The following is a 24476-nucleotide window of genomic DNA, read 5'->3' as shown; positions in this document are numbered from 1 at the left end:
GCCGGATTCCTCATTTAAGGGCGTCTGAGCGCACATCTTAGTTTTAAAATGTTTGCCCTGTATGAAGAACGTTCACTCAAAAACGTTTGGTTTTGCGCTTGCGCAAGTCTTGTTTTTTATTGTTCTAAATTTAAGTTTTAGTTCACGTTTGTATGCGCAAACTCCTTGCGTGGTTCCTTACAACCCAACTCCAGCATCTTCTTGGGGAATGATTCAAAAATTCCAATCCAATGCGGTGATTTGGAATGGAGGAACGCCCACGGCGGCAGACCTAAATAATGATGGTATCTCAGAAATTCTTGTTCCTGCTAGTGATAATTCAGGGTATTACGTTTACAAGGGCGATGGATCCAATGCAACTACCGGCACGAAAGACTTTGTCATTGCCACCACCAACGAGCGTTCTGTTCAACCTGCTATTGCGAATATCATAGGAAATGCATCTTCTGCGCCTGAAGTAGTAATGGTGAATGCTTCTGGCTTTGTTTATATTTTTGCTAGTACAGGGGGAACTGAAACCAATTTTTTATTCAAGTCCACGACAGCTTCACAATACGATAATGGTAACCTTGTTAACCAAATTACAAAATCAGCAACACCCTATATAGTAGATATTGACGAAGATGGCACAGCCGAAATCGTGATCGGTTCGGATGTTTTTGGAATTGTCAATGGTGCATTAGTTAAAAGAGTAGCAGGCTTGCCTTTAAATTATTCCAGTCAAACATTTGGTTCAACAGGTACTCCTATCGATGTGATTGTTGTTGACATCCTTTCTACCAATCCTGGTAAAGAGTTAGTTTTTGGATCAAGAGTGTACGGCTTTAATCTTGCAGCGGGCACGATGACCTTGTTAAAGGATTTGAGTACTGTTTCTGGTTCAGGAATTGCGGCAAATGATAACGGCCCCACGGCAGTTGGCGATATGAATGGGGATGGGAAATTAGACATTGTTTACAATGGATCCACTTTTGTAGTGATGTGGGATCCCAACGGAACCACCTTAGCGAATACCTTACTTTTTAAAAGAGTGCCGCCATATTTTAATTATGGAGTTAGAGGTTTACCTTTAATTGCCAATGTGTACAATGATAAAACAACGGGCGGCAAAGACACAGATTTGCCAGAAGCAGTTATTATCAACTCGTCAGGTGCAAGTTCGGGTGCCGTAACAGCCTATAATTTAAACTATAATTCTAATGCTGGCACAACAACCCAACACATTTGGTTTTTTGGCACCAATGACATGTCAGGTTCTACGGGTATTACTGCATTTGACTTTGATGGGAATGGAATACGGGAAATTGTATACCGTGATCAGTCCACGTTGCGGATTATCAATGGCAACCTTGCCACACCAGTTAATTACGCTTCTGCTCCAGTTGCTTCAGCAACCTGGGGTGAATACCCAATTGTGGCTGATTTGAATAATGACGGTCAAGCAGAAATTGCAGTTACGGGTAACAATATGCTACAGGTTTTCGGTAGTGATCCGGCAACTTCTTCTTGGAAAGGTGCACCTAGTTACTGGAACCAGCGCAACTACCGTATTGTCAATATCAATTCGAATTTGACGATTCCTGCAACTGAAATTAATGCAGCGAGCACTATTGCGTACAATAACAATGAAGCGCAGTTGCAATATTCAGATGCTACAGGGAATAGTGTGCCTAGTGGATTTACGTATTCGCCCGATGCAACCATTACCGTTAATTCAATTACAGGTGTTTGTCCTGCGATGACTGTGGCTGCAACCATTAGCAATACGGGTGCAGTAGTGTTGCCAGCGGGAACCTTTGTTTCACTTTACGATGCAGACCCAACAAGTGGACCGGCTAATTTGATAGGTACCTTTCAAACCACTTCAGCGATCGCAGTAGGTGCAACGGCAACTGTATCGATTCGTGCACAATTGGTAACAGGAGGTTCTCGGATTTTTGCGGTGGTGAACGATAATGGAACCAGTGCAACACCCTTTAATTTAAGTACTTGGTCGACCAATTTTAAATCAAACACTCCTATTTACGAGTGCAATTTTACCAATAACATCAGTTCATTGACATTTACATCCTGTTTGGATTCAGACGGGGATGCTGCTCCTGATTTTGCAGACATTGATGATGACAACGATGGGGTATTGGACTATGTAGAACAAACGTGTACCGGTACATCCATGAGTAAATCAGGCATTACTGTAAGTTCTGAAATTGCATGGACCTTTCAAAATGCACCTGCTACTCAATTGAATGCTTTACTAGATGGTTCACTTTTTCAACAGTTGTATCCTAGTGTTACCTCCATTACCAATAAAACGCTTCTACAATTTAATTTCCCTGCGCTTAAAGTATTAAACTTAATTGAGCTTGCGAATAATACAAGTCAAACCCCCTTTGTAGCAGGGGGAACCTATAAAATTCAAGGTTCAAACAATGGCATTACTTGGGAGGATATTGTCAGCTCACAAGTAATTGCGAATACGGCCCCAGATTTAGCGACTACTAATTCTATCAAATTTAGTATGCCTGGTAACTATAAAGGCTATTTTAACTATCGAATTTTTGCAATTAATGTAACGGGGCAAGCCAATTGGTCGCAAGAAGTCTATTTTAGGGAGGTCACGTGCCTAGATCTCAATACGGATGGAGATGGGCTTTCCAATCGATTGGATCTTGATTCCGATGGAGATACTTGCCCAGATGCAGTAGAAGCAGGCACTACCTTCATTTCAACCTCTGGAGTTGCAAACGCTGCTAAAATATCAACAAGTGTAATTCCTGCACCCTATGATGCGAATGGCTTTGCAAATGGCCTGGAGACAGGCAGTGGGTCAGGGATATACAAAGGCACGTATTCGTATGCTTACGCGATCGATGCATCATTTAGTGCTTGTTTGGATACTGATGGGGATGGCATAACAGATATCAACGATATCGATGATGACAACGATGGGGTTTTGGATGCTACAGAATGTCCACCATTTGATATCAATAATCTGTCCTATTCACCCATTGCTTATACCGTTACAAATGGCACCTCTGCTTCTCAAACTTTCCCTGCAGCTCCAGAAGGATTGGTAGTTAATGTATGGACCTTGGATAATTCTTTCAATATAAAAATCAATGGTACACACTTAGTTACTCCTGCAGAATTAGAATTTTATCCACCTGTTACAACCAACTCTGTTTTCGAGTTTTTAGATGGTACTGATTACGGAAGTGTATGGGGGATTGTTGGAAGTCAATCAAAACCACTTATTCGCGTTTACATTGATAAATTTGGCGCGGTAAAAGTATTTGGTAGTAAAACTTCTAACGGTAATCTAGAAGAAATGCGCTTGAGAACTGGTGCTTTTAATACAATTACACTCAATACAACTACCACCAATACGTTTGAAATTGCACAACAAGTTATTGGACAAACCTATATTACAGGAGACTTTGGTGTTGTAAGTACAAACTGTGATTTCGACGGCGATGGAATTCCAAATCAGTTAGACTTGGATTCGGATGGCGATGGCTGTCCTGATGCCACAGAAACAGGCGTGTCAGGCACCTTAAATTCCGGCTCTATAAAAAATGGAATTAGCGGAGCTGTAACCTCTACGAATACGATAGCTGGTGCGATTGCGGCAGGCCCTTATGGATCAAATGGACTGGCAAACGGCGTTGAAACATTTACAGATAACGGCGTAATTAATTACGTGAATAATTATAGTCTCTATGCGCTGACTAATAGTTATACTGTTTGTGCGGATACCGATGGAGATGGAATCAAAGACGTTTCAGATATTGATGATGATAATGATGGCGTTCTAGATGCCACAGAATCCCCATTTTGTTTTTATTCGTCAGGTGAATGGCTATCAGGTGTGCGACCAAGTATTCGCGTTTCGACACCATTATCCGTAAACGCCTCCTACAATCGTCCAAATGATTTAGTAGATGGAGACAACGGTACAGGAGCAGCAAGCTATGCCGTTATTTTTAATGCCACGTCAACGGCCGCCCGACCAGTTTATTCGTTTACCATGCCCATGCCGGTGGAGTTGAAAACCATATATCTTGGCTATATAAATGCGAACACCCATTTTAATGCGAATACAGTTTTACGCTTAGAAGCGTCAAATGATAATACCAATTGGACCACTTTAGGCAATGGATATAATTTCGTCACTGCCGTTCCCGGTTTAGTAGGAACCATTAATGCGAATACATTTACCGTAACGCAAAATTCTGGAAGGTACCTGCATTATCGAATTTATTGGGTTTCCGGAGGTGGTATTAATAATACGGGTTATGCGAATGAAGTGTATTTTGAAACCCCGCCAACCTATCAAGCCAGCTTAAATCCGAAAGTCTCTTGTACCACCGATACCGATGCAGATGGGAAATTGAATCATTTAGATACGGATTCAGATGCCGATGGCTGTAGCGATGCATTGGAAGCAGGGGCGACGACGGATAGGACGACGGCCAACTTCCAATTCTCCTTTGTGAGTCCAACGAATGATGCGAATAACAATGGACTAATTGATACAAAAGAGGGAGCAACCGCCGGAACAATTAATTATGCCTCAAATTATGGCTCCTTTGCTGTAGACGCGATACTTAACGGGTGTTTGGATTCGGATAGCGATGGCGTGGGTGATGTCAATGACCTGGACGATGATAATGATGGAATATTAGATTTGGATGAATCACAGGATTGTGGAAGCAACGTTTTGATTACTCCGGTCTCTGCCACCTCTAGTCCGGTATATGGCGGAAACACGGCGAGTTTAACCATAGATGGTTCCGGTTTTACGGGTTCAGGTCTTTCTGCAACGGTAACAGCACCTTCGACGCTATCTGATGCATGGTTATTAAAGGAACCGTTTACCTCTGGATTTATTGAATATACATTAGCTGCGCGGGCCAATTTAGGTGGAGTAGTTTTGTGGGCACCAGATGCCTTTAACTATGGAGGGGGTGATGCACCGCCCAAAGATTTTACGGTCGATATCACCTTTAATAACGGTCAAGTATTTACAACCGGCGTTTACACAACGGCCCAACCTAATGGAAGTGGGTCACAACCAGGCGCACAGTTATTTAATTTCCCACGTACGTTTAAAAATGTTACGAAATTAAAATTAAACTTCCTGAATGGGTGGTATGATATCAACGGAAACAGCCTTAACCAAGTAAGTACGGATGGCCAAAACGTTAATGCGGCCTATAATATGTTTTTGAGCGAATTTAGGGCGTTTTGCGGTCCTATAGACATGGATACTGATGGCGATGGAGTTCCTAACCGCCTGGATTTAGACTCCGATGGCGACGGTTGTGCGGATGCATTAGAAGCCGGAATATCTACTGCTTTATTAACCTCAGGGCAGGCCGTAAATCTAGTTGGCGCAACGATCACTTCTGGAACAACCACATCGACAATTCAGAACGCGGTTATTAATACAGTCTCCTCGGCTTCAGCGACTTTTGGTCCTAATGGATTTGCGAATGTAGTGGAAACTGCTTCAGAAAGTGGACTATATAATGGAACCTATAACTACTCCTTTGCTACGTCTAAAAACTATGCAGCCTGCGCGGATTTAGATGGGGATAATATCCCGGATGTTTCGGACATTGACGATGACAACGATGGCGTATTGGATGCGATTGAATCCCCAAATTGTTTCTTCACGGCAAGCGAATGGTTATTTGGCGCCCGCAATGACGTTGAGGTAACCACGGGTCTAGCTATGAGTGCGACCTATAAAAGCCTGAATAAATTAGTTGACGGAGACAATGGTACGGGCGGCGCAAGTTATGCCGTTAATTTTAACGCCTCCACTACCGCAGCTAGAACGGTATATGCATTTAAAATGCCAACGCCTGTTGAATTGAAAACCATTTATCTCGGATATGTAAATGCGAATACGCATTTTAATACAGGAACGATAATTGAATTACAAGGGTCGAATGACAATGCGGCGTGGACCAATTTAGGAACAGGATATGCAGCAGTTACGTCGGTGCCTGGCGTTGCCGGTACGATTAATGCGAATACATTTTCAGTCACGTCAAATAGTGGAAAATACCTGTATTACCGAATTTATTGGGCTTCTGGTGGAGGAGTAAATGCAAATGGATACGCGAACGAAGTATATTTTGAAACCTTGCCGACCTATCAACCTAGCGTAAATCCCAAGTCTGCTTGTACAAATGATACCGATTCAGATGGAAAGTTGAACCATCAAGACCTAGATTCTGATGGAGATGGGTGTAGTGACGCGATTGAGGCGGGAAGTTCAACAACAGCAACGAGTACAACGGTTTACCCAACGGGCACGGATGGTAATACCAATGGTTTGTTAAATGATTACGAAGGTACAACGGCAGGAACGGTTAATTATACTTCTACTTACACTAGTTATGCAATAACAAACACCATCAATGCGTGTACAGATTCAGACGGGGATGGCGTAAAAGATGTAAATGATATTGACGATGACAACGATGGCGTTTTAGATGCGATTGAATCCCCAGGTTGTTTCTTTCAATCGAATGAATGGAACAGCAGCAATAAATCCTTGTTTGCAACAGTTAGTTCAGATTTGAACCTAGCGACACCCAATACTAATTTAGCAGCTTTAGTGAATGGAATTGGGTCTACGGCAGCCGTTGAATTTATATCTTCACCTACACAATCACAAGAAAATAAAGCGTTACTAAAAATAGAATTATCTCATCCAACACAATTGGATGCAATCTATATTCAAAAAACATCAGCGACCCAGATTTTCACGGGAACGTCAAGTGTAAAAGTACAAGGGTCATTTAATAATAGTGTTTGGACTGATTTAACCGCCGCAATCACGCCGCCGGTTAATGCTTCGAACGTTACAGCTGTTGGCGTACTTACCTTACCTAACTCAAATAAATTCACATTAACCAATAATCCCGCTGCTTATAAGTATTACCGTATTTATGGGGTCACTGCAGCAAATGTCTCTTCAGGAATCGCCTCAGAAGTGTATTTTGATGTCAATTTGGCAAAATACCAAGCATCTAACTATACGAAAGTTAGCTGCGGAAATGATCCAGATGGCGATGGGAAAAATAACCACTTAGATGTAGACTCTGACGCAGATGGTTGCTCGGATGCCTTTGAGGCAGGAACAACTTCGGATAGAACAACGGCCAGCTTTGTACATCCTACTGCAGGGGTCGGGACGAATGGATTATTGGACGCCCTTGAAACAGTCGCAGATAATGGAATTTTTAATGGCACATATACGTATGATTATGTCGTTGATCGAACTGTATTAGCGTGTACCGATACGGATGGAGATGGTTTTGTTGATATCGTAGATATAGATGATGATAATGATGGAGTTTTAGACACAACGGAACAAGCAACTTGTGCAGGGCCTGCTGCTGTAACGCTTAAAAATATTAATGGTACAGCAACGGGTGTTGGTGGCCCTAATGGTGCATTTCCATCATGGATGAACTTATCGTTTTCTGAAGCTCAGCCAGGATATACCTTGACTTTTGCTTCTCCTGTTCAAGATATTGCTTTGAATTTTGCATCTATCAATCAAGATGATCGTATTGGTGATTTCAGTGTAAAATTGAGTGACGGTACGATTATAAATAAAGTTGATTTTAATACCTTAACCTCTTTTGCCCCAGCCGCTGCAATCTGGACGCCCCAGCCCAATAACATAGAAAACTTCACAGGTAATTTTACTAAAAATTATGGGGCACCATTTTCAGAAGGCACACCTTATTTCCAACCGCTAATACCTAGCACGCAACAATCTTGGGGGATAATCCACTTTAAAAATATTCCAGGCGCTACTACTAAAGGAATTGTCGAATTGACATGGAGAATGGAAGGAACCTCTACCGCTGGTTTGGCTGTATTTTCGGAATGTCTGGCTTATTTAGATACCGACAACGATGGCATTGTAAACCGCTTGGATTTGGATTCCGACGGTGATGGATGTCCGGATGCAAAAGAAGCGGGCGTTAACGGAACACTATTAGCTGGTGATGTTAAAAATGGGTCCAATGGCGCAGTGACCTCTACCACGAATTTACCGAACGCCATTGCGGGATCTGCAGGAAATTATGGGGCCAATGGTTTAGCCGATGTGGTGGAAACTTCCAACGAATCAGGTGTCATTAGATACATGTCTAATTATAACCCCAATGCCTTATCGGCTACCTTAAATGGGTGTCTAGACACCGATGAAGATGGCGTAGGGGATTTGATAGATATCGATGATGATAATGATGGCGTGTTAGACGCAGTCGAATCGCCAACGTGCTTTTATACCGCGGTTGAATTGGAGAGACCGATTGCTATTTCTACCCAATTATTGCCTTATTCAACGAATGTAATTCGCAACGCAATCGATGGAAACGCGTCTACTATATCTGCTTTTGACCCCAATCAAAATTGGGTAGGTAAGGAGCTATTTAAAGTAGAATCCCTTTTGCCAATTGCGATTGCAGGCTTGGATTTTGACCTAGTCTCTTGGGCGCTTTCGTCTTCAGGAAGTACATTTAAACTGCAAGGTTCAGGCGATAATACCACTTGGACCGATCTGTCTACAGCTCAGTCATCAACAGCTGCCTCAGGTACATTTACTTTACCAAACACCATTTCGGCCTCATCTAAATTTAGATATTATCGCGTGATTGGTGTGGCTGGGGTATCCTTTTATGGGGGAGTAAGAGAAATTAGATTTAATATTCCGAGCAGTTTTGTGCAAAGCCAATACACCAAACCAACCTGTTTAACCGGTCGATCCGATGGGGATGTTGTTCCCAATCATTTAGATTTGGATTCCGACGGCGATGGGTGTAGTGATGCATTCGAAGCAGGTACGACTACACTTACAACAGCTAATTTTAAATTTACGAGCGCAGATAACACGGCAGATTTTGGTGCCAATGGTTTTTTCAATACGCTAGAAAAAACGGCTGCTGAAAGTAACGTGTATAATGGGGTTTATACCTATGACTTCGTGACGAATGCAAGCTACAAGAGTTGTGTCGATTCAGATGGAGATTTGGTTCCTGATTTAGTTGACATCGATGATGATAATGATGGTATTTTAGATGCCACGGAATCACCTACGTGCTTCTTCACGGCAGATGAATTGAGAAATCCCGGGTCGGTTAGTAGTGATTTACCGCGGTATACAACAGGATATGATCTTGTGAATTCAATCGACGGCGTAGGGACTACCCCTTCCGCATTCACTCCAAATCTAGATTGGGTTGGTAAAGAAATCTTCAAATTTACAGCGAAGCATTACATCGCCATTTCAGGAATGAGCTTTGATTTGGTTAGTTGGGCTTTATCCAGCGCGAGCACAAGTACGTTCAAATTGCAAGGTTCAGGCGATAATCTAACTTGGACTGATTTATCACAGCCAACATTTTCTTCAGCCACCACAGGAACTTTTACGATTACGAATTCGCTTGCAGCTGCTACGAAATTCAAGTATTTCCGAATTTTAGGTGTGGCGGGATCGAGTGGTTACGGGGGTGTAAATGAGGCAAGATTTAATTTGGCGGCGACCTCTCCGAGTGCGAATCCAAAACCGACTTGCTTAACGGGCCGTTCTGATGGCGACTTACTCCCGAATCATTTAGATTTAGACAGTGATGGCGATGGATGTAGTGATGCATTTGAATCGGGAACGACAACGAACCAAACAGCGAATTTTGTACATACCACGACGATGGGCACCAATGGATTCGCGGAGGCCCTTCAGACAAATGGCAACGGGCAATATACCGGGGTTTACACGTACTATTATGCGGATAACGCCGTATTCAACGTCTGTTCCGACACGGATACTGATGGCGTAAAAGATATCTATGACGTAGACGATGATAACGATGGAATTTTGGATGCCATCGAATCGCCAACCTGTTTTTCTTCAACCGTTGAGGCCACCATTCCATTTAGCCTGACTTCCGAGATTGATATTTATAATAACAACATTCCAAGTAGAGCCCTAGATAATAACGTAAGTACCTTTTCGGCATTCAATCATAGCATCAACTGGGTGAATAAAGAAATCTTTAGAATCACCCCGAATGTCGTAGGTCCGATTACCATTAGTGGAGTAAAAATGGATTTGGTTAGTTGGCCCATCTCGAACGGCACAACGAATACCTTTAAATTACAAGGAAGCCTAGACAATGGAGCTACCTGGGCTGATTTATCTGCTACCGTTAGTTCGACGCAAAACACGGGATCATTTACCGTTTCGAATACGCTTAACCCAACGGTCGGGTATAGTCTTTATCGCATCATCGGTGTGGCGGGCGTTTCCTATTATGGTGGTGTGACCGAATTGAGTCTTGTCTTGCCAACAAGCTATCAGTCAAGCCTGTACCCGAAAGCAATTTGTACTACGGATACGGATAACGATACCAAATTCAATCACCAAGATTTAGATTCCGATGGGGATGGATGTAATGATGCCAAAGAAGCTGGAACGTCAACGCCTACAACCTCGACTGCGGGAGAATTGCCGGCTCCGTATGGAACGAACGGATTTGCCGATGTGCTAGAAACCTTAACCGATAACGGTATTTACAAGGGAACCTATGTCTATAAATTTGCGATATCATCTTCATTAAACGCATGTTTAGATTCGGATAATGACGGCTTAGGGGATTTGTTGGATATCGATGATGATAACGACGGTATACTAGATACCATTGAACAAACGAATTGCATAGCTAGTGGAATTGATTTAAATACCTTAACCTTTAATGGAAGTTCCATCACGGCTAAAACAGCTAATAGCTTAACAACAGCCGGCGGGGACTATTGGAGATCATCCTACTCGAATGAGAATCTTAAACTTCCGATTTCCCTAAAGTTTAAAAATGTTTCCACCACCGGATATGAGATGTTTGGATTGTTACCTGTAACCAAAACACAAACGCCAACGGATCCTTATGACGGGGGTTACAAGTTTTATAATCAAAATACGAGTGTTTACGGATACTTTACAACTGCCTGGGATTTTAGTGCTGGTGGAATTACGGCAACAGATGTATTTAGTATTGATATTTCAAGTACTGGTTTTGTAACGGCCGCCTTGAATGGTGTTACTCAAAAAGCTTTCCAAGGAGTTGCTTCAGATTATAAACTTGCGCTGAGCTCTTGGCGAGCATCTTCCTTAAGGGATATTGTTTTAACAGATGCGACTCGTCCTGCCGACTTCACTTGTACTGATTTAGATACTGACCGCGACGGAACACCCAATCGATTGGACTTGGACTCAGACGGTGATAGTTGCGGCGATGCCGTGGAGGCTGGCGTAACCACGCTAGCGGGCTCAGGCGTAGCAAGTGCAGATAGATTAACAACCAGGGTGATTCCAGCTCCTTATGGAAATAATGGATTTGCAAATGGGATAGAAATAGCCACCGAATCAGGGGTATATAATGGAACGTACAATTATTCATTTGCAACCGATGCGACCGTAAGTACTTGTCGAGATACCGATTCAGATGGGGTTCCAGATTTAGAAGACATAGATGATGATAATGACGGAGTACTCGATTTAGTAGAATGTCCGTCTAACGTTACGAATATTTTAGTAAACGGCACATTCGATACAAATAAAACGGGTTGGACGGGGAGTGCTAACTGGGCGCATTATGCTCCTGGATTTCTATGGAATTCTGCTGAAAATGTATCGAATGATTTGCTTACGCAAACTTTTGGTAGGCCTGGTATTAGTGCCGAAGTAAGTACGGTCGACATTATTTTTGACGTTAATACGAATGGATATGGCTGGGATATAACAAGTCCCAATACAGCATCTTTAGATGTGATTTTAAATAACACGATATACGCCACTTTAAGTAATCCAAGTGGGGGAACTACTGCCAGTATTATTGGCAAAAATGGAGCCTCAGTCAATATTTCAAGTGTAAATATTGTCTCAAATATGGTGCCAACAACCCGAATTATTGTCAAGGTGCCAAAATCAGCGCTAGGTAATTCGAATACCTTAAGTTTTGGTTTCACGGCTACGAGTGATGATTTCGGGGTTGACAATGTATTTATTGGAACACAATCGTCTACTACGTGTGATACAGATGGAGATGGAATTATAAATAGTCGAGATACAGATTCGGATGGCGATGGATGTAGTGATGCCGTGGAGGCTGGGACAACGGCGGTTTCTACCTCTGGAGTAGCAAGTGGTGATAAACTGACAGCCACAACTATTCCGGCATCTTGGGGTGCGAATGGTTTTGCGGATGGATTAGAAACCACAGCAGGATCTGGCGTCTACAAAGGCACCTATAGTTACGACTTTGCCTTAAGTGCGAACGCAAGAGCATGTATAGACACAGATTCAGATGGGGTAATCGATGTGTATGATTTAGATGATGACAACGATGGCGTGTTGGATACCGTAGAATGCGCTTCGCCTGTCTATACCTTGTATACGTATAATTACCCTGCTTCGTCTCTTGCATCCAATGTACCTGTGAATATTACGGGCTTAAGCAGTCAAGATGTCTTGTTAGACCAACGGACAAATGGGGTGGCTCCGAATTCCTTTTCATTCAACTCCATTTCAAATTGGAAATTAGTTGCGACCAACATTCAACCAAGTTTTGGCAACACTGTTACTGTTCGAATGACGCCTACCGCGTCAACGTCCGCAACCTATGTATTTGCGGATGCCATGCTACTTACCAATGGGGTCAATACCTATGTGATAGATAATAATTCAACCAATACGGGCGGATTTATGTTGACCGGTAGATGGGATCAGCAAAACGTTTCCAGTGCCTATAACACAACAAATTCGTATCTAACATCTCCAGCTTATGCGGGAAATACAGCCACGTGGACCTTCTCAAATTTACCTCTTGCTCCCGTATGTGATACCGATGGCGACGGTGTTCCTAACATACGCGATTTAGACTCCGACGGCGATGGCTGTTTCGATGCCGTCGAGGCAAAAACAGTTTCAACACTGACAGAGTCAACCGTTTCAGGCACCTATGGTACGAATGGTTTTGCCGATTCCATTGAAACAACGCCTGGAAGTGGGCTGTATGCGCGAACATACCAATACGCACGGGCAATCGATGCGACCATTAAGGCATGTTTAGATTCGGATTTTGATGGCGTGGCAGATGTGGATGATCTGGATGATGATAATGATGGGGTGTTAGATAGTATTGAAAACGGCCCTTTTGGTTGTGCGTTATCTCCAGCTTGTGTAACCAACGCCTCTTTATCAGCTTCAACTTCTGCAACAAGTAGACCACCTACAGGATGGACTACTTTTGCAAATGGAGGCTCTGTAGATATTAATCAAGGAAATTGGCAAATAAGTTATGGACAAGCCACACCTTCTAGGACCTTATTTCCTGCTGCTACCGCAAATACCTTCTTCATTTATGGAATGAGTAAAAATGGAAGTGGTGGACAAGGTGGTTGGGCCCCTTACGGAGAATCTTTTCAACAAACACTTAATTGTTTAACAGTTGGAACAACTTATTATATGTCATTCAGAGGGGCTATCACGCATAGTCCGGGGGTACTAGGTGCGATGAGTTGGTCCGCGACAACACCAACAGCTGCAAGGTTTGTCTTATTAAGAGATGGAACACAGGTTTCACAAGCGCCGGATCAATTGCTTCAAGAAACTCAAAAAACGGTTACATTATCATTTGTTGCGACTTCGACTACTCATACAATAGCCATAGCTCATACAAATGATAGGGCGACTGATTTATCATTAATGGTGATAGAGGCTGGCTCTGGTTATTTGTGTACTAGTAAGCCACCTTCAATTAACGAAGCATTGGATACAGATGGAGATGGTATACCAAATAAATTAGACCTCGATTCCGACGGCGATGGTTGTGCGGATGCGAACGAAGCCTACGCGACTTCAACCGCTGCGGGCACAGATGGTAACGGCTATTTTGGGAACGGGAATCCACCAACGGTAGATGCAACGGGTAAAGTGACCGGTGCGAATTATACGAGCACAAGTGCCAACGTACTAACTGTTGGCCGCGCTTCAGTCATTAGCGTCCAACCGATCAGCGTCACCACCACACCTGGTGCCGTAAATCTTAGATTTGCAGCTACGGTGACCGCAGGAACAGGAACGACGAGCTACCAGTGGCAGCTAAGTACAAACGGGGGTGGAACCTGGACGAACATCACGAACAACGCGACCTATTCAGGTGCGACGACCGCCACGCTTACCTTGAGTGCCGTGACTATTTTGATGAAGGATTATCAGTATCGATTGAACATCGTACAGTCTGACTTCGTCTGCGGAAATGTAACTTCTGCCGCTGCGCGCCTGATCATGAACAACACGCCTACGATCACGGATGACATCGCGACAACCACAGAAGACACACCGATCAACGCATCTGTATTGACAAATGATACGGGTTCCGGCGGTACTGCATTGACCGTCAATACCTTTAAAGTTGGCGGCGTTGATTACCCAGCCGGCACAACGGCTACCATTTCCGGCGTCGGTACAATCGTCATCCGTGCGAATGGAACGTATACATTTACCCCAGTGGCCAATTATTTTGGCAGTGTGCCAACCATCAGTTACACGGCTACGGATGCTAATAATGGTTCGGATTCGGGAGATTTGGCGATTACCGTAACAGGCGTTAACGATGCCCCAGTCGTGGTGAACGAAACCATTTCGATTAACCAAGGTAGCACGGCCACCGGAAGTGTCTTATCAAACGACAACGACCCGGACGGAAACACCCTCAGCATTATCCAATTTACCGTGTCCGGGGTGACTTACAACCCAGGTGACTTGGTGACTATTCCAGGTAAAGGAACCATTGTCGTAAACGCAAACGGAACCTATACCTTTACCCCAATTGCCAGCTATTCAGGCGCCGTTCCAGTTATTGGCTACACCGTTAGTGATGGTAACGGATCATCGATAAATGGTACGATGACGATTTCGGTGGCTGATGTGAATGAAGCGCCGCTGGCAGCGGATGATATTGTCACGACCCAACAAGACGCTCCGATTTCAGGCAATGTATTGACCAATGACTCAGATCCTGAAAATAATGCGCTTAGCGTTGTAAAATACACTATTTCTGGGGTTGACTACCCTGCTGGAACGTCCAGATTGATTCCAGGTGTGGGGACGATTGTGGTGAATTTAAACGGTACGTTCACGTTCACGCCAGTGAGTGGATATTTCGGCGCGGCGCCGGATGTGATTTATACCGTTACCGATGGAACGCTGACAGATACGGGTTTAATTGACATCAACGTCACCCCGATTCCAAATGAAAATCCGGTTGCCGTGGACGATGTCAAAACGACCAATGAAGACACCCCGGCTACGGGTAGCGTATTGACAAATGACACGGATGTGGACTCACCTTTGACGGATCTCATTGTTACGCAATTCAGTTTTGTCTTGGGCGGAACCACCTTTACCTATCCTGCAGGTACGGCAGCGCAAACGATCACGGGCGTCGGGACTTTGGCCTTGAACGCAAACGGAACATATACCTTTACGCCAATCGCAAATTATGCGGGTGCCGTTCCAGTGATTACGTATACCATCTCCGATGGAGAAGGCGGTAGCGACACCGGAACATTGACGATTTCAATAACCCCAGTGAATGATGCGCCGGCAGCTGTGAACGATGCGAAGTCGGGCCCCGAAGATGCCAATATAACAGGCAATGTTAAGGATAACGATAGTGACACGGAAGGTAGCGCATTAAGCATCACGCAATTTACCGTAAATGGGGTTAGTGGAACGTTCAATGCAGGCCAAACAGCCACTATTTCAGGTGTGGGTACCTTGGTGATTAATTCCGATGGAACGTACACCTTTACACCAGTCGCGAATTATAACGGCACCGTTCCAGTCGCGACGTATACCCTAAGTGATGGATCAGCAACCAGCACGGCAACATTAAGTTTAACAGTTACGCCAGTCAATGACGCGCCAACAGCCGTAAATGATACCGCCACGACACCTGAGTTTACAGTTTTAAACGGAACAACTGTATTCGGAAACGATACCGATCCAGATGGTGACGCATTAACTATAACGCAATTCACGGTGAACGGAATTAGTTATGCCGCAAGTACAACCGCGCAAACGATTCCGGGCGTAGGAACGATTATCCTGCGCGCAGATGGAACCTATACCTTCTCGCCAATCGATAACTATGTAGGCACGGCTCCGCCGATTACCTACACCGCCAAAGACCCGAGTGGCCTAACCACCACCGCTACGTTAACCATTACGGTTACCAATGTCAACGATGCGCCAGAAGCGGCGAATGATGAAATTACCATACTCCAAGGTGCGACGGCCTCAGGGGAACTTTTAACAAATGACACCGATGTCGACCGTGATGCCCTCACGGTTTCTGGCTTTACCATTGCCGGACAATCATCAGGGACATTTGTCTTAGGAACGCCCTATACAATTACAGGAATTGGAACCTATACCATCAACTCAACCGGAAATTATACCTTCGTTCCGGAAGCCGCTTTCCGCGGAACAGCTCCTATTGTTACCTATACATTAAGCGACGGAAAAGGTGGAACGGATACGGCGACATTAACGATATATGTCTCGCCAGTTGACCAACCGCCAGTTGCCAACAATGATACGGGAACAGCCAACGAAGACAATCCTGTTACTGGAAATGTGTTGTCCAACGATACGGATCCAGATACCAATTTCCCTTTGAGAGACCTAAGCGTTACGCAATTCAGCTTTGTTTTGGGTAGCACTACGTATACTTTTCCGGCTGGGACAACTGCCACGATTCCAAATGTTGGAACGCTTGTGGTCAACACGAACGGAACCTATACCTTCACGCCTTTGGCTAACTACAACGGAACCGTTCCGGCTATATCGTACTTAATAACTGATAGCGCGGGGGCAACGGCAACGGGCCAACTAAGCATTACAATTACTGCGGTGAACGATGCGCCGTTGGCCGTCAACGATGTGAAGTCGGGACCCGAGGATGCTAATATCACAGGTAATGTGATAACTAACGATACCGATCCGGAAAGCACCACGTTAAGCATTACGCAATTTACCGTAGATGGGGTTAGCGGAACCTTCAATGCAGGCCAAACAGCCACTATTTCAGGTGTGGGTGCCCTCATCATTAATACCGACGGTACGTACACATTTACGCCAGTTGCCAATTATAACGGAACCGTTCCGGTCGTAACGTATACCCTTTCTGACGGATCCGATACGAGCACTGCGACCCTCAGCTTGAGTATTACTCCCGTTAATGACGCGCCGGTAGCCAGCGACGATACCGACACCACGCCACAAGGAAGTGCTAAATCAGGCGATATTTTAACGGGGGCAGATACAGATGCCGACGGAAATACGTTGACCTTAACGCAATTCAGCATCAACGGCACCACCTATCCAGCCGGAACAACCGCCACCATTCCGGGGGTAGGAACGCTCGTTATTAATGCCGACGGAGCGTATACCTTCACGCCGATTGCGAGTTATGTGGGCACGGTGCCAACCGTCACGTATACCGTTTCGGATGGCAATGGAGCTACCGACACCGGAACCTTCATCATGACTGTGACGGATGTAAACGAGGCACCGGTTGCGACAGACGACTTGAATACCATTTCAAAAAATGCAGTTGCCTCAGGGAACGTAATCACGAACGATTCCGACCCTGACAGTAATACGACGCTAAGCATTACCAACTTCACGGTAAATGGAACCACCTATTCAGCAGGGTCGACCGTACAAACGATTACAGGCGTAGGAACTATCGTTATCAATACAAACGGGACCTATACCTTCACCCCACTTTCCACGTATTCAGGTTCAGTCCCTGCGATTGATTACACGGTGAGCGATGGTACATTGTCCGACATCGGCCAGCTCCGCATTACCGTAGACCCGGGCAACGCAGACCCTGTCGCAGTCGATGATCCGGTAACCTTGAATGAAGACACACCGACTTCGGGAAGCGTCTTGACCAATGATACAGATGTGAATTTAGCGGATACGATCACAGTTGTTTCCTTTAAAATTGGCACCACCTCCTATCCTGCAGGAAGCACAGCGACCATCCCGAATGTGGGAACACTCCGATTAAATGCCGATGGAACCTATACGTTTACGCCATTTGCCAATTACAATGGTAGCGTGCCTGCGATCGAATATACCATCACCGATGGTGCGGGTGGAACGGATATAGGCGCGTTGAACTTTACAGTTACGGCCGTAAATGATGGACCAATCGCCGTGAATGACGACAACATCTCTACGCCAGAAGACACGCCAATTACCGGCAATGTATTAACAAACGATTCCGATCCAGACGGGAATCCGATTACTGTAACCCAATTTAGTATTGCGGGTGAGACAGGTCCATTCACCGTTGGCCAAGCCTACACCATAACAGGAAAAGGTAGTTTGGTGATCAATACCGACGGCTCATTCACATTTACGCCAGCTCCGAATTACAATGGACCAGTTCCTACGATAACTTATACCGCAGCGGATGCAAGTGGGGCAACGGATACGGCCGAGTTGAATTTGGCGGTAACACCAGTCAATGATCCGCCTTTGTTGGCCGTTGATGCAAAATTAGTACTCGAAGCAACGAACGATACGGGGAACGTTTTGACCAACGACTCCGACCCAGAAGCGGGAACTTTGGCAGTGACCCAATTCACAATTAACGGAACGGTGTATACGCCAGGATCCATCGTCACCATCGCAAATGTGGGTACGTTTGTGATGAGCGCAGACGGTAGCTATTCGTTCACGGGCGCGACCGGATATAGCGGCGCAGTTCCTGTGGTCGGCTATACCGCTACCGATGGTACCGGCGGAGTCTCAAGTAGCACCTTGACCATTACGATCCAAAGCACAAACGACGCACCAGTTGTCGTTAGCGAAACCATCACCACGCCAGAAGACACGCCGGTGAGTGGAAATTTATTGGCCAACGACTCCGATCCGGAGAGAGATCCGATCAGCATTACGAGCTTTAAGGTGGGCGGTGTCAGCTTCAATGCGGGCCAAACAGCGACCATGGCGGGTGTTGGTACCATCGTCGTAAATGCCAACGGAACCTACACATTTACCCCGTTAGCAAATTACAATGGTATCGTGCCACCAATTTTCTATACCGTTTCAGATGGCACGGTAACAACCGACGGGTCAATTGATTTGGTTGTTTCAGCGGTGAATGATGCACCGGTGGCAACGGATGATGCCGTTACCTCCGAGGTCAATGAAATCAAAACGGGGTCCGTCATTTTGAACGATACCGATGTCGAAAATGCAACGTTAAGCGTCACGAATTTTACGATTAATGGGACTGTGTATCCAGCCGGAACCACGGCTACTTTAGCGAATATCGGAACGGTGGTGATCAACGCAGACGGAACCTATTCATTTACACCTGTACTCGATTATGCCGGAACGTTACCTGCCATCGATTATACGCTGAGTGATGGGGTTGGCGGCACGGATGTTGGCCGACTTACCTTAACCGTAACCTTCGATACAGATGGCGACGGCATTCCAGATGCGATTGAAAAAGGAAGTGGCGCAGCCCCAGATACGGATGGCGATGGCATTCCAGATTACAAAGATTTGGATTCCGACAATGATGGAATTTTAGACTCCGTAGAAAATGCAGTTTGTGGCGGATCTGTTTCGCTATGCGATACCGATGGTGACGGTACACCTAATTACCTAGATTTGGATTCTGATGGTGATGGTATTTTTGATGCCGAGGAGGCCGGAGGAACGCATACGGGCGGCAAAATTACGGGTGGCGTGAATGCGCAAGGTATTCCAGCGGCAGCAAATACAGGATTAACACCACCCAATACCGATGGAACCGGCGCATCGAATCCATACGATACCGATTCAGATGGTGACGGAATTTCAGATGCCGTGGAAGGAACTACTGATATAGATGGCGATGGGACACCCAATTACCGCGACCTGGATTCAGACGGCGACGGGATTCCGGATGCAACCGAAGGGACCGTGGATACCGACGGTGACGGAACGCCAAACTACCGTGATTTAGATTCAGACGGCGACGGCATTGATGATGCGACCGAGGGGACCCGGGATACGGACGGCGATACCACTCCTGATTATTTAGATTTGGATTCCGATGCTGATGGCATTTCAGATGCCATTGAAGGGGCAACGAATACCGATGGGGATGGCTTACCAAATTACCGTGATGTAGATTCAGATGGCGATGGCATTTCTGATGCAATCGAAGGAACCACAGATACCGATGGCGATGGCACGCCAAACTACCTAGATTTGGACTCCGATGGCGACGGCATTTCTGACGCGATTGAAGGAACTGTTGACACGGACCGCGATGGCACACCTGATTACAAGGATTTAGACTCCGACGGTGACGGTCTTCCCGATAGCGTGGAAGGAAACATCGACACGGACGGCGATACGATTGCTGATTTCCGCGACCTCGATTCCGACGCTGACGGCATACCAGATGCCACGGAAAAAGGGATTGACCCTAGTCGGCCAGTTGACACAGATAGCGACGGCACCCCGGATTACAGAGATACAGATTCCGACAATGATGGAATTTCTGACGCGATCGAAGGTACCGTGGATACGGATGGCGATGGCGTACCCGATTACCGTGATTTAGACTCGGATAATGATGGCATTCCGGATATCACGGAAGGAAACATTGACACCGATGGCGATGGCATTCCCAACTTCCGCGATACCGATTCCGACGGCGACGGCAAACCAGATGCTGCGGAAGGTACGGCAGATACCGATGGGGATGGATCAGCAAATTATTTAGATTTAGATAGTGATGGCGACGGGGTGCTAGACGCGACCGACCAATGTCCGTTGGTGGTGGGAGCTAGCCCGACGGGTTGTCCGGCCGACTTTGATGCGGATACATACGATGATGTCAACGACCTAGATGATGACAATGATGGTATTTTAGATAGCGTGGAAAATGCGGCGTGTAATCCGGTATCTGCCTCGTGCGATACGGACGGCGATGGCATTCCAAATCGCCTCGATCGCGACTCCGATAACGATGGTATTTCAGACGTTATTGAAGCTGGCGGAACGGATGCAAATGCGGATGGAGAAGCGGATGGAGCAGTGGATACCAGTGGAATTCCTGCAACTGCAGGTACCGGATTAACGCCACCAAATACAGATAATACGGGTGGCTCAAATCCTTACGATACGGACTCAGACGGCGACGGAATTTCTGACCGCATCGAGGGATTAACCGACAGCGATGGCGACGGCACGCCGAACTACTTGGATCTTGATTCTGACGGCGATGGACTTCCAGATTCGGTGGAAGGAACTCGCGATTCGGATGGAGATGGAACGGCAGATTACCTTGATTTGGATTCAGATGGCGACGGTATAAAAGATGTCATTGAAGCCAATGGTACCGATGCAAATGACGACGGCAAAGTAGATTCCGCGACCGTGCTTAGCGCAGTGGATACGGATGGCGACACCATTCCAGATTACAGGGATGTTGACGCCGACAACGATGGTATATTGGACCGAATTGAAGGTGTGGTGGATACAGATACCGATGGTAGACCAAACTACCGCGACCCAGATTCAGACGGCGACGGCATCTCCGATTTAATCGAAGGAACCCGCGATACAGATGGAGACGCGATTCCGGATTACCTAGATCTGGATTCTGATGCAGACGGTATTCCAGATGCGACAGAAGGCAGTGCCGATGCGGATGGCGATGGTATTGCCAACTTCCGAGATCTAGATTCGGATGGCGATGGTATCACTGACGCCATCGAAGGAACAGTCAATACCGATAACGATGCGTTGCCAGATTACCTAGACCCAGATTCCGACGGCGATGGTATTTCAGATCGTATCGAGGGGACCATTGATACCGATAATGACAACACGCCGGATTATAAAGACTTAGATTCCGACGGTGACGGCATCACAGACGCGATTGAAGGAACTGTAGATACCGACGGCGATGGCATTCCAAACTTCCGTGATATCGATTCCGATGCGGATGGGATTCCGGACGCTACCGAATTGCGTGGTGATCCTGATGGAGATACCATTCCAAATTACCTCGATCCAGATTCTGATGGTGATGGTATTTCGGATCAAATTGAAGGAGTAACGAATACAGATGGCGATGCAAATCCAGATTACCTCGATGTAGATTCCGATGGGGATGGCGTGACGGATGCTAACGAAAAAGGATCGGGCGCAACGCCAGTGGACACTGACAGAGATGGATTGCCCGATTTCCGAGATACGGATTCGGATGAGGATAGCGTACTGGACGGCGCTGATATTTGTCGGCTAACACCTGGTTCTGCTTCCTTAGCAGGCTGTCCGTTAGACTTTGATAACGATGGCGTATTAGACACGTCGGACTTAGATGTAGATAACGATGGTATTTTAGACAGTGTGGAAAATGCGGCTTGTTCCCCTGCCTCACTTAACTGCGATACCGATGGCGATGGGACACCGAACCGCTATGACCTTGATTCAGATGGTGATGGCATCAAAGATGTCCGCGAAGCCAACGGCCTTGATTTCAATGGCGATGGTTTGGTGGATGGATCCGTAGATGCGACTGGAATTCCAGTTGACGCAAATGGCGGATATACCGCACCTAACACCGACGGCACCGGCGGCCTAGATCCATACGATACAGATTCCGATGGTGATGGACTTTTGGATAGCGTTGAAAGAGGACCAAACGGCAACGTACCACGCGACACCGATGGCGACAATATTCCAGACTACCGCGAGACAGATGCCGATAATGATGGCATTCCAGATAACGTGGAAGGAAATATTGATACCGACGGTGACGGCATACCAAATTACCGCGATACGGATTCCGACGGCGATGGCATCACCGACCGAATTGAAACCACGCGCGATACGGATGGCGACGGGACTCCTGACTACAAAGATCTCGATTCAGATAACGATGGATTGCGTGATGCGATAGAAGGAACGGTGGATACGGACGGCGACGGACTTCCGGATTACCGCGATGTGGACTCCGATGGGGATGGAATTTTAGATGCCAATGAACAAGGTACCGGATCAACCGTAACAGATGCGGATGGCGATGGTATTCCAGATTTCCGCGATTTAGATTCGGACGGGGATGGCGTATCCGATGCCATGGAACGCGCAGATGGGACAAGCCCAACGGATCCGTGTGCGTTTGTGATCGCACATCAGACATTGACACCTTCCGCAGCTTGGCTCGCCGCCGACTGCGACGGTGACGGAAATCCAAATGCAACGGATCCAAATAAATTGACACCTGTTGCCAAAAACGATGCGCTTCAGTCGAGTTCGACCGGAATCATTTCAGGCAACATCTTGACCAATGATGATTACTTACCTGGCGCATCGATCAGCATCACGCGTGCAGCAGGCGGAACAGCAGCAGGAACGGCTACCTTCAATGCGTTGACTGGTGTGATGACGTATGTTCCAGCCCCTTCTGAAGGCGGAACGGTGACGCTGATCTATCAAGTTTGTAATACGGTAACGAATGTTTGTGCCACAGCAACTGTGACCATTGAAGTTTGCGACCCATCCAATCCTGCCGCGGATTGCGACGGTGACGGCGTTAGCAATGGGCAAGAGGCGATCGATGGCACCGACCCAACCGATGCATGTAGCTTAAATTCCGCGAATCAAAAACTGGTTCCTTCCGCGGCTTGGTTGGCCGCCGACTGCGACGGTGATGGCGTTACGAATGCAGTTGAACGGACAGATGGCACAGATCCAACGAGTGGGTGTAGCTACAATCCAGCCAGCCAAGTGATCGCAAATGCGACTTCGGTTTGGTTGAATTACGACTGCGATGGCGACGGAAATCCAAACGGAACGGATCCAAGTCCATTGGATTTCTGCGTGGGTGGATTAGTGGGTTCCGTACCAGCGATAAGTACGCCACAATACAAATTCTTCCAAAACGCGGATTGCGATTATGATGGCATTTCGAATAGTTTTGAGTGCTTTGGTGGCGGTCCGACCTGTCAAGATTTTGACGGGGATGGTATTCCAAATTACTTGGATGAGGATTCAGATGGCGATGGCATTAATGATAGCTATGAGAAAAATCGCGATTCAGACGGCGATGGCGATGCGGATTATTTGGACTTAGATTCTGATAATGATGGTATCACCGATAAACGGGAGTACATCGGCGATATGGATGGCGATGGTATTCCAAATTATTTAGATAAAGATTCTGATGGAGACGGTATTGTAGATAGTGCCGAAGGGAATTCTAAATTCCGCGCAGCAACGGACGTGAATTCAGATGGAATCGTGGATTGTGCGAATATCGATATGAATGGAAATGGGTTGGGAGATTGCG

Annotated in this window: 1 protein-coding gene; it reads left to right on the top strand. The window is 46.1% G+C overall.

Annotation, left to right across the window (positions count from 1 at the left end; all coding sequences use genetic code 11):
- Window positions 1–61 precede the first annotated feature (61 nt).
- Window positions 62–24476: cadherin-like domain-containing protein (locus ACIQ6T_RS06560; RefSeq protein ID WP_395785111.1), on the top strand; the 24415-nt coding region annotated here is incomplete at its 3' end.

The organism is Aquirufa sp., assembly GCF_044377215.1.
Classification (GTDB): domain Bacteria; phylum Bacteroidota; class Bacteroidia; order Cytophagales; family Spirosomataceae; genus Aquirufa.
Note: the sequence above shows the minus strand (reverse complement) of the source record. Positions and strands in the feature narration are given on the sequence as shown.